2 protein-coding genes are annotated in these 9838 nt (G+C 76.2%); both read left to right on the top strand.

The window, feature by feature from the left end; all coding sequences use genetic code 11:
• The coding region (locus ACFRMQ_RS31990) for an SDR family NAD(P)-dependent oxidoreductase (RefSeq protein ID WP_380734223.1) at window positions 1-8950 on the top strand (8950 nt) is incomplete at its 5' end.
• Between the two features lie 70 nt (window positions 8951-9020).
• Window positions 9021-9838: beta-ketoacyl synthase N-terminal-like domain-containing protein (locus ACFRMQ_RS31985; protein WP_380734222.1), on the top strand; the 818-nt coding region annotated here is incomplete at its 3' end.

The following is a 9838-nucleotide window of genomic DNA, read 5'->3' as shown; positions in this document are numbered from 1 at the left end:
CGGGCATCCGCTTCTCGCGGCGGCGGTCGAACTGCCCGATGGTGGGCTGGTGTTGACCGGTCGGATCTCCCTGTCCACCCACCCCTGGCTCACCGACCACGTCGTCCCCGGCGGCCTGTTGCTGCCCGGTGCCGCGTTCGTGGAGCTGGCGGTTGCCGCCGGTGACCGGGTGGGCGCGCCCCGGGTCGAGGACCTGACGGTGACCTCGCCGCTGGCCCTGCCCGAGCACGGCGCGGCGCTGGTCCGGGTGACCGTCTCGGCCGCCGACGCCGCCGGGCGCCGGGACATCGCTGTCGACTCGCGCGTCGGCAGCAACACTGCCGGCAACGGCAACGGCAACGGCAACGGCAACGGCAACGGGACCGCCACGGCCGTCGGCGCCGAGAACCCCTGGACGCGAAACGCCAGTGGCGTGCTCGGCCGCGCCTCCGCGACGTCGTCCGAGTCCCCGGACGCCCCCGACGGGGCCGCCGCCTGGCCTCCGCCCGGTGCCGTCGAGATCGACACGGCGGACGTCTACGACCGCCTCGCCGAGCACGGCTACGCCTACGGCCCGGCCTTCCGGGGCCTGCGCCGGCTCTGGCAGGCCGGCGACGAGATCTGCGCCGAGGTCGAGCTCCAGGTCCGCCGCACGGACGACCCGTTCGTCGTTCACCCCGCGCTGCTCGACGCGGCCCTGCACCCGTGGCTGCCGGGCGCGGTGCGCCAGGACGGGCCGGGCGTGCTGCCGTTCGCCTGGCAGGGCGTGGAGGTCCACGCGACCGGTGCCGACCGGCTGCGGGTGCGGATCACCCCGATCGGCCCGGACCTGGTCGGGCTGCGGCTCGCCGATGCCGAGGGCCGTCCGGTGGTCACCGTCGAGGCGCTGACCTGGCGTGCGGCGCGCGCTGCAGCCGACCCCCGCGCCGACCACCTCTTCCACGTCGACTGGGTGCCGGTCGAGGCCCCCGTGGCGGACCCCGGCCGGTGGGCCCCGCTGCCCTGGGACGGTGACCCGGCGGAGCTGTCCGGCCCGGTCCGTCCGCTCACCGTGGTGACGGTGCCCGCCGGTGGTGCCGACACCGTGGCCGCGACCCACGAGCTGACCGCGAACGCCCTGCGCCTGGTGCAGGGCTGGCTGGCCGAGGAGCGGTTCGCCGACTCCTGCCTGGTCTTCCTGCTCGACGAGGGCGACGTGACGGCCGCCGGGGTGCGCGGGCTGCTGAGGTCGGCGGGCACCGAGCACCCGGGCCGGTTCCGGATCGTCGCCGTGGACGGTCGGCCTGACCCGGACGGCCGTCCCGACCCGGCCGCGGTGCCGGACTCGGCGGAGCCTGAGCTCGCGCTGCGCGGCGGCGCGCTGCTCGCCCCCCGGCTGGCGCGGCTCGCGCCCGCCGCCGAAGCGCCCGCCCCCGACGCGCCGGAGCCCGACGCGCCGGAGCCCGACGCACCGGAGCCGGCCTTCGGTCCGGAGGGGACGGTGCTGCTCACCGGTGGCACCGGCGAGCTGGGCGCCTCCCTGGCCCGCCACCTGGTGCGGGTCCACGGCGTCCGCCGCCTGCTGGTGCTGAGCCGCAGCGGCCCGGCCGCGCCCTCGGCGGCCCGGCTGCGGGCGGAACTGGCCGAGGAGGGGGCCGAGGCCACCGTTGTGGCCTGCGACGCCGCCGACCGCTCGGCGCTGGCCGCCGTCCTGGGCGACCTGCCGCCCGAGCACCCGCTCACCGCCGTCGTGCACGCCGCCGGTGTGCTGGACGACGGCACCGTGACCTCCCTGACCGGGGAGCGGCTCGACACGGTGCTGCGCCCCAAGGTCGACGCCGCCTGGGCGCTGCACGAGGCGACCAGGGAGCTGGGGCTGACCGCCTTCGTGCTCTACTCGTCGATCTCGGCCCAGATCGGTGCCGCCGGGCAGGCCAACTACGCGGCCGCCAACACCTTCCTCGACGCCCTGGCCGCGCTCCGGGTCCGCGAGGGCCTGCCGGCCACCTCGCTCGCCTGGGGCCTGTGGGAACCCGCCGGCGGCATGGCCGAGTCCATGAGCGGTGCCGACTTCGCCCGGATGGCCCGGGCCGGCGTGCTGCCGCTGCCGCACGACACCGGGGTCGGCCTGTTCGACCTGGCGGTGCGTCAGGAACGGGCGCTGGTCGTGCCGATGCGCTTCGATCCGGCCGCCGTGCCGGCCGGCGAGGTGCCGCCGCTGCTGCGTGGCCTGGTGCGGACGGGGGCCCCGGGACGGCGGATCGCCGGTGGCGGCCCGCTGTCCACCACGGCCCTGCCTGCCGCCGCCCTGTCCGCCGCGGACCGGGAGGCCGCGCTGATCAAGCTGGTCCGGGACGCCACGGCCGGCGTGCTCGGCCACGCCGACCCCGAGGCGCTCGATGTGAAGCGCACTTTCCAGAGCCTCGGCCTCGACTCGCTGACCGCCGTCGAACTGCGCAACGGCCTCTCCACCGCGGTCGGTGCGAAGCTGCCGACCACCCTGGTCTTCGACTACCCGACGCCCCGGGAGGTGGCCGGCCACCTGCTGGCCCGGCTGGTTGGCGAGCCCGCCGGTACCGCGGCCTCGGCACCGGTCGCGCCGGTCCGGCCGGACGAGCCGATCGCCATCGTCGGCATGGCCTGCCGCTACCCGGGTGCGGTGGACTCCCCGGAGGAGCTGTGGCGGCTGGTGGCCGAGGGGCGCGACGCGATCTCCGGCTTCCCGGAGGACCGCGGCTGGCCCGCCGACCTCTACGACCCGGACCCCGAGCGGCCCGGACACACCTATGCCACCGGCGGCGGATTCCTGTACGGGGCGGCCGAGTTCGACGCGGGCTTCTTCGGCATCTCGCCGCGCGAGGCGCTCGGCATGGACCCGCAGCAGCGGCTGCTGCTGGAGACGGCGTGGGAGTCGCTGGAGCGGGCCGGGATCGACCCGGCCGAACTGCGCGGCAGCCGGACCGGCGTCTTCGCCGGGCAGATGTACCACGACTACGCGCCGAGCGTGGACCGGATGCCCGAGGACCTGGAGGGCATCCTGCTGACCGGCAACACCGGCAGCGTGCTCTCCGGCCGGCTGTCCTACACCTTCGGCCTGACCGGTCCGGCGATCACCGTCGACACCGCCTGCTCCTCGTCCCTCGTGGCGGTTCACCTGGCCGCCCAGGCCCTGCGGGCGGGGGAGTGCGAGATGGCCCTGGCCGGCGGCGTCACCGTGATGTCGACGCCCGGCACCTTCGTGGAGTTCTCCCGCCAGCGCGGCCTGTCGCCCGACGGGCGGTGCAAGCCGTTCTCGGCCGCCGCGGACGGCACCGGCTGGTCCGAGGGCGTCGGCGTGCTCGTCCTGGAGCGGCTGTCGGACGCCCGGCGCAACGGCCATCAGGTGCTGGCGGTGGTGCGCGGCACCGCCGTCAACCAGGACGGCGCGTCGAACGGCCTGACCGCCCCCAACGGGCCGTCCCAGCAGCGGGTGATCCGTCAGGCGCTGGCCAACGCGGGCCTCACCACCCGGGACGTGGACGTGGTCGAGGCGCACGGCACCGGCACCAGGCTCGGGGACCCGATCGAGGCCGAGGCGCTGCTCGCCACCTACGGGCAGGACCGGCCGGCCGACCGTCCGCTGTACCTCGGCTCGGTGAAGTCGAACATCGGGCACACCCAGGCGGCTGCCGGTGTGGCGGGTGTGATCAAGATGGTGATGGCGCTGCGCAACGGCGTGCTGCCCCGGAGCCTGCACGCCGACCAGCCGTCCCCGCACGTGGACTGGACCTCGGGCGCGGTCGAGCTGCTCTCCGACAGCCGCCCCTGGCACGAGGGCACCCGGCGGGCCGCCGTCTCGGCCTTCGGCATCAGCGGCACCAACGCCCATGTGATCGTCGAGCAGGCCCCGGTCGAGTCTTCGGCCGGGGAACCAGTCGGGGAACCGGTCGGGGAGGCCGGGCAGGCCGACCGTACGCCGCCCGCCGTGGTGCCCTGGGTGCTCTCCGCCCGCAGCGCCGCCGCCCTGCGCGACAAGGCGGCCCGGCTCGCCGACTGGCCGGTGGACGAGCCGGCCCGGGTCGGCAGCTCGCTGCTCGGCACCCGTTCGCTCTTCGAGCACCGCGCGGTCGTGATCGGCGGGGAGCCCGAGGAACTGCGCGCCCAGCTGCGGGCGCTGGCCGCCGGGGAGCCGAACCGCCGGGCGGTGGTCGGCGAGCGCGGCGAACAGCCCGATGACGTGGTCTTCGTCTTCCCCGGCCAGGGCTCCCAGTGGCTCGGCATGGCCACCGAACTGCTCGACACCGCACCGGCGTTCGCCGAGTCCATGCGTGCCTGCGACCGGGTCATCGGCGAACTCGCCGGCTGGTCGGTGCTGGACGCCGTGGCCGGGACGCCGGACGCGCCGTCCCTGGAGCGTGTGGACGTGGTGCAGCCCGCGCTGTTCGCGGTGATGGTCTCGCTGGCGGCTCTGTGGCGCTCCTGGGGCGTGAGCCCGGACGCCGTGATCGGGCACTCCCAGGGCGAGATCGCGGCGGCCCACGTGGCCGGCGGGCTCTCCCTCGCGGACGCCGCGCGGATCGTCGTCCTGCGCAGCCGGGCGCTGACCGAACTGGCCGGTTCCGGCGGCATGCTGTCGGTCCCGCTGCCCGCCGACGAGGTGGCGCAGGCCCTGGAGGGCCGGAACGGACAGCTCTCGGTGGCGGCGGTGAACGGGCCGCGGGCCACCGTGGTCTCCGGCTGGATCGAGGCGCTGGACGGCTTCGAGGCCGAACTGCTCGCGGCCGGCGTCGAGGTGCGCCGGATCCCGGTGGACTACGCCTCGCACTCCGCCCAGGTCGAACCGCTCCGGGACCGGCTGCTGGCCGAACTGCGCGACCTCGCCCCCGTCTCCGGCGGCGTGCCGATGTGGTCCACCGTCACCGGGCGGCCGCAGGACACCGCAGGGATGGGCGCCGAGTACTGGTACGAGAACCTGCGCCGCACCGTCCGCCTCGACGACGTGGTCGGCGAGCTGCTGGCGACCGGGCACGGTGTCTTCGTCGAGTGCAGCCCGCACCCGGTGCTCACCGTCGGCATCCGCGACCGGGCCGAGCACGCCGACCGGGCCGGTGCCGTGGTGACCGGCTCGCTGCGCCGCCGCCGCGGCGGGCTGGACCAGTTCCTCGCCGGCGTCGCCGAACTCTTCGTCCACGGCGTCCCGGTGGACTGGACCCGCTGCTTCGAGGGCGTCGGGGGCCCGGCGGTCGAGCTGCCGACCTACCCGTTCCAGCGGGAACGGTACTGGCTCGACCCGGCCGGCCCCGACACCGACGTCTCGGCCGCCGGCCTCGCCGGCACCGGCCACCCGTTGGTCGGGGCCGCCGTGGACCTGCCGGACGGCGGACTGGTGCTGACCGGACGCCTGACCCTGGCCGCCGTGCCCTGGCTGGCCGACCACACCGTCTTCGACCGCGTCCTGCTGCCCGGCACCGCCTTCGCCGAGCTGCTCACCGCGATCGGCGACCGGGTCGGCGCGCCCTGCCTGGAGGAGGTGACCATCACCGCGCCGCTGGTCGTGCCCGAGCGCGGCGGCGTGTCGGTCCGGGCCGTGGTCTCCCCGGCCGACGAGGAGGGCCGCCGCCAGGTCACCGTCCACTCCCGCCCGGAGACCGACGCCGCCGCCCCGCCGTGGAGCGACCACGTCGAGGCCGTGCTCGGCTCGGTCGGCGGCGCCCCGGTCGAGCTGCGCGCCTGGCCGCCGGCCGGCGCCGTGGAGGTCGACCTCGACGGGGCGTACGAGCGGCTCGCCGTCGACGGCTTCCGGTACGGACCGAGCTTCCAGGGCCTGACCCGGCTCTGGCGGCACGGCGCCGAGCTCTACGCGGAGGCCGCGCTGGACACGGCGGACGCCGCCGGCCACCTGGTGCACCCGGGGCTCTTCGACAGCGGACTGCACCCCCTGCTGCTCGCCGAGGACCGCGACGGCGGGCTGCCGTTCGCCTGGCGCGGCGTGCGCGTGCACGCCTCCGGGGCCACCCGGATCCGGGTGCGGCTCAGCCCGGCCGGGCCCGACGCGGTCGCCGTGGCGGTCGCCGACGGCACCGGCGCCCCGGTGCTGACGGTCGACTCCCTGGTACTGCGGCCCGCCGCCCGGGAGGCGTCGGCCGCCGCCGCGGGCACTCCCGACGCGCTGCACCTCGTGGAGTTGGTCCCGCTGCGGCCCGGCCCGCAGGAGCCGGAGGCGGCCGACTGGTCCGTCCTCGGCGACCTGCCCGCCTGGTGGCCTGCGGGGTTCGACGCGCCCGCGACCCACCCCGACCCGGCCGCGGTGGCCGGGGCCGGCCACCGGCCGGCCGCCGTGCTGGCCCCGGTGGCCGTACCCGACGGTCCGGACCCGGCCGACCGGGCCCGCCAGGCCGTGCACCGCACCCTGGAGCTGCTCCGGAGCTGGCTCGCGGACGAGCGGCTGGAGGGGACGGAGCTGGTGGTGGTGACCGCCGACGCCCTCACCGCCGACCTCGCCCAGGCGGGCGTGTGGGGCCTGCTGGCGACCGCGCAGACGGAGAACCCCGGCCGGTTCCGGCTGATCGACCTGGACGGCGAGGCCGCTGCCCGGCTGCTGCCGGCCGCGCTGGCCTCCGGGGAGCCGCAGCTGGTGCTGCGCGGCGCCGAGCTGTTCGTGCCCCGGCTGGTCCCGGCCGCGAGCCGGCCCGCCCTGCCGGTGCCGGACGCACCCGCCTGGCGGCTGGAGATCCCCGAGGCCGGGACCCTGGACAGCCTGGCGCTGGTGCCGGGCGACGCCGCCGACCGTCCGCTGGAGGCCGGTCAGGTACGGGTCGCGGTGCGCGCCGGCGGGCTGAACTTCCGGGACGTCCTGATGACCCTCGGCATGTACCCGGGGCAGATCGTCCTCGGCAGCGAGGGCGCCGGCATCGTCACCGAAGTCGGCCCCGACGTCACCGAGTTCGCCCCCGGGGACCGCGTGCTGGGGATGTTCTTCCACGCCTTCGGCCCGGTGGCCGTCGCCGACCGGCGCATGATCGCCCCGATGCCCGAGGACTGGACCTTCGCCGAGGCCGCGTCCATCCCGGTGGTCCACCTGACCGCCTACTACGGGCTGGTCGACCTCGCCGGGCTGAAGGCCGGCGAACGGGTGCTGATCCACGCGGCCACCGGAGGCGTCGGGATGGCCGCCGTCCAACTCGCCCGCCACCTGGGCGCGGAGGTCTACGGCACCACCAGCCCGGCCAAGCAGGCCGTGCTCCGCGACCTCGGTCTGGACGAGGCCCACCGCGCCTCCTCGCGCTCCCTCGACTTCGAGGAGCGGATCCGCACCGCCACCGACGGGCGCGGGGTGGACGTGGTGCTCAACTCGCTGGCCCGCGAGTACGTGGACGCCTCGCTGCGGCTCACCGTGCCGGGCGGCCGCTTCGTCGAGATGGGCAAGACCGACATCCGCGCCGCCGCCGACGTGGCGCGCGACCACGCCGGAGTCGCCTACCGGGCGTACGACCTGGTCGACGCCGGGCCGGAGCGGATCGGACAGATGCTGCGCGAGGTCCTGGAGCTGTTCCGGGTGGGCGCGCTGACCCTCTCCCCGGTCCGGGCCTGGGACGTCCGCCGCGCCAAGGACGCCTTCCGGCACCTGCGCGAGGCCCGGCACGTGGGCAAGAACGTGCTGACCGTCACGCCCGCGCTCGACCCCGAGGGCAGCGTCCTGATCACCGGGGCCACCGGCCTGCTCGGCGGGCTGCTCGCCCGTCACCTGGTCCACCGCCACGGCGTGCGGCACCTGCTGCTGGTCAGCCGCAGCGGCTCGGCGGCGCCCGGGGTCGGCGACCTGGTCGCCGAGCTCACCGCGGCCGGGGCGGAGGTCACCGTGGCCGGCGCCGACATCGCCGACCGTACGGCCCTGGCCGCGGTGCTGGACGGTGTCCCGGCCGAGCACCCGCTCACCGCCGTCGTCCACGCGGCCGGCGTCCTCGACGACGGCGTGCTCACCGCGCTCACCGCCGAACAGATCGACCGGGTGCTGCGGCCCAAGATCGACGCGGCCTGGCACCTGCACGAGCTGACCCGGGACCTCGACCTGGCCGCGTTCGTCCTCTACTCCTCCATCGCCGGCGTCAACGGCGCGCCGGGGCAGGCCAACTACGCCGCCGCCAACACCTTCCTCGACACGCTCAGCCGCCACCGCGCGGCCCGGGGACAGGCCGCGACCTCGCTCGCCTGGGGCCTGTGGGAGCAGGCCAGCGGGATGACCGGACACCTCGCCGAGGCGGACCGGGCCCGGATGGTCCGCAGCGGGCTGGTGCCGATGGGCTCGGCGGAGGGGCTCGCCCTGTTCGACGCCGCGCTGTCGGCCGGCGAACCCGTCGTGGTCCCCGCCCGGCTCGACACCCGGGCGCTGCGCGCCGATCCCGACGCCGTCCCGGCGCCGCTGCGGGACCTGGTGCGCACCACGGTGGTCCGCCGCGCGGCGGCCGGCGGCGACGGGGGAGCCGAATCCCTGGTCGCCCGACTCTCCCGGCTTTCCGCCGCGGAGCGGCGCAGCACCCTACTCGACCTGGTCACCGCGCAGGTCGCCGCCGTGCTCGGCCACACCGACCCGGTGCCGGTACGGGACGCCCGCGCCTTCAAGGAACTCGGCGTGGACTCGCTCACGGCGGTCGAACTGCGCAACCGGCTGGCCGCCCTGAGCGGGCTGCGGATCCCGGCGACCATGGTCTTCGACCACCCGAGTCCCGCCCTGGTCGCCGACCACCTCCTCGGCCGGCTCGACCTGCCCGACCCGGAGGAGGCACCCGTCATGGCCGGCCTGCGGGCGGTCGGCGACCACCTGCCGGACGTCCTCGGCGACGAGACGGCCCGGCAGCGGGTGGCCGCCCGGCTGCGGGAACTGCTTGACGCCGTGGCGGTGCCGACGGAGGCCGGCCAGGCCGCGGGTGCCGCGGAGGACGGGGAGCCCGACACCGACCTCGACGCGGCCACCGACGACGAGCTGTTCGCCCTGGTCGACCAGGAGCGGCCGTAGGGCCTGCCTCGAAGACCGCCGCTGTTCCCTCGTACCGCCGAACCTGACCACACCAGGGGAGTGACCTCGCGTGTCCGACGAATCCAAGCTCCGCGAATACCTCAAGCGATCGATCGCCGACGCGCGCGACGCGCGGCGGCAGCTCGACGAGGTGCAGCGCAAGGCGAACGAGCCCATCGCCGTTGTCGGCATGGCCTGTCGCTTCCCCGGCGGGGTCGCCTCGCCGGACGACCTGTGGCGACTGGTCAGCGACGGCGTCGACGCGATCGGCGGACTGCCGACCGACCGCGACTGGGAGCTCGACCGGCTGTACGACCCGGACCCGGAGGCCTTCGGCCGCAGCTACACCCGGGAGGGCGGATTCGTCTACGACGCAGCCGAGTTCGACGCGGGCTTCTTCGGCATCTCGCCGCGCGAGGCGCTCGCGATGGACCCGCAGCAGCGCATCCTGCTGGAGACGGCGTGGGAGGCCTTCGAGCACGCCGGCATCGATCCGGCTTCGCTGCACGGCAGCCGAACCGGTGTCTTCGTCGGCTCCAGCAGCCACGAGTACGGCCCCTCCATCGAGGAGACGCCGGCCGAGGTCGAAGGCCTGGTGCTCACCGGCGGCGCGCCCAGCGTGCTGTCCGGCCGGGTCTCCTACACCTTCGGGTTCACCGGCCCGACGCTGACGGTGGACACGGCGTGCTCGTCCTCGCTGGTGGCGCTGCACCTCGCGGCGCAGGCGCTGCGCACCGACGAATGCCCGCTCGCCCTGGCGGCGGGGGTCACGATCATGGCCACTCCCCGCACCTTCGTGGAGTTCTCGCGGCAGCGGGTGGGGTCGCCGGACGGGCGGTGCAAGTCCTTCTCGGCGGCGGCCGACGGTGCGGGGTGGTCGGAGGGTGC

This window comes from Kitasatospora sp. NPDC056783 (assembly GCF_042789895.1).
Taxonomy (GTDB): domain Bacteria; phylum Actinomycetota; class Actinomycetes; order Streptomycetales; family Streptomycetaceae; genus Kitasatospora.
Note: the sequence above shows the minus strand (reverse complement) of the source record. Positions and strands in the feature narration are given on the sequence as shown.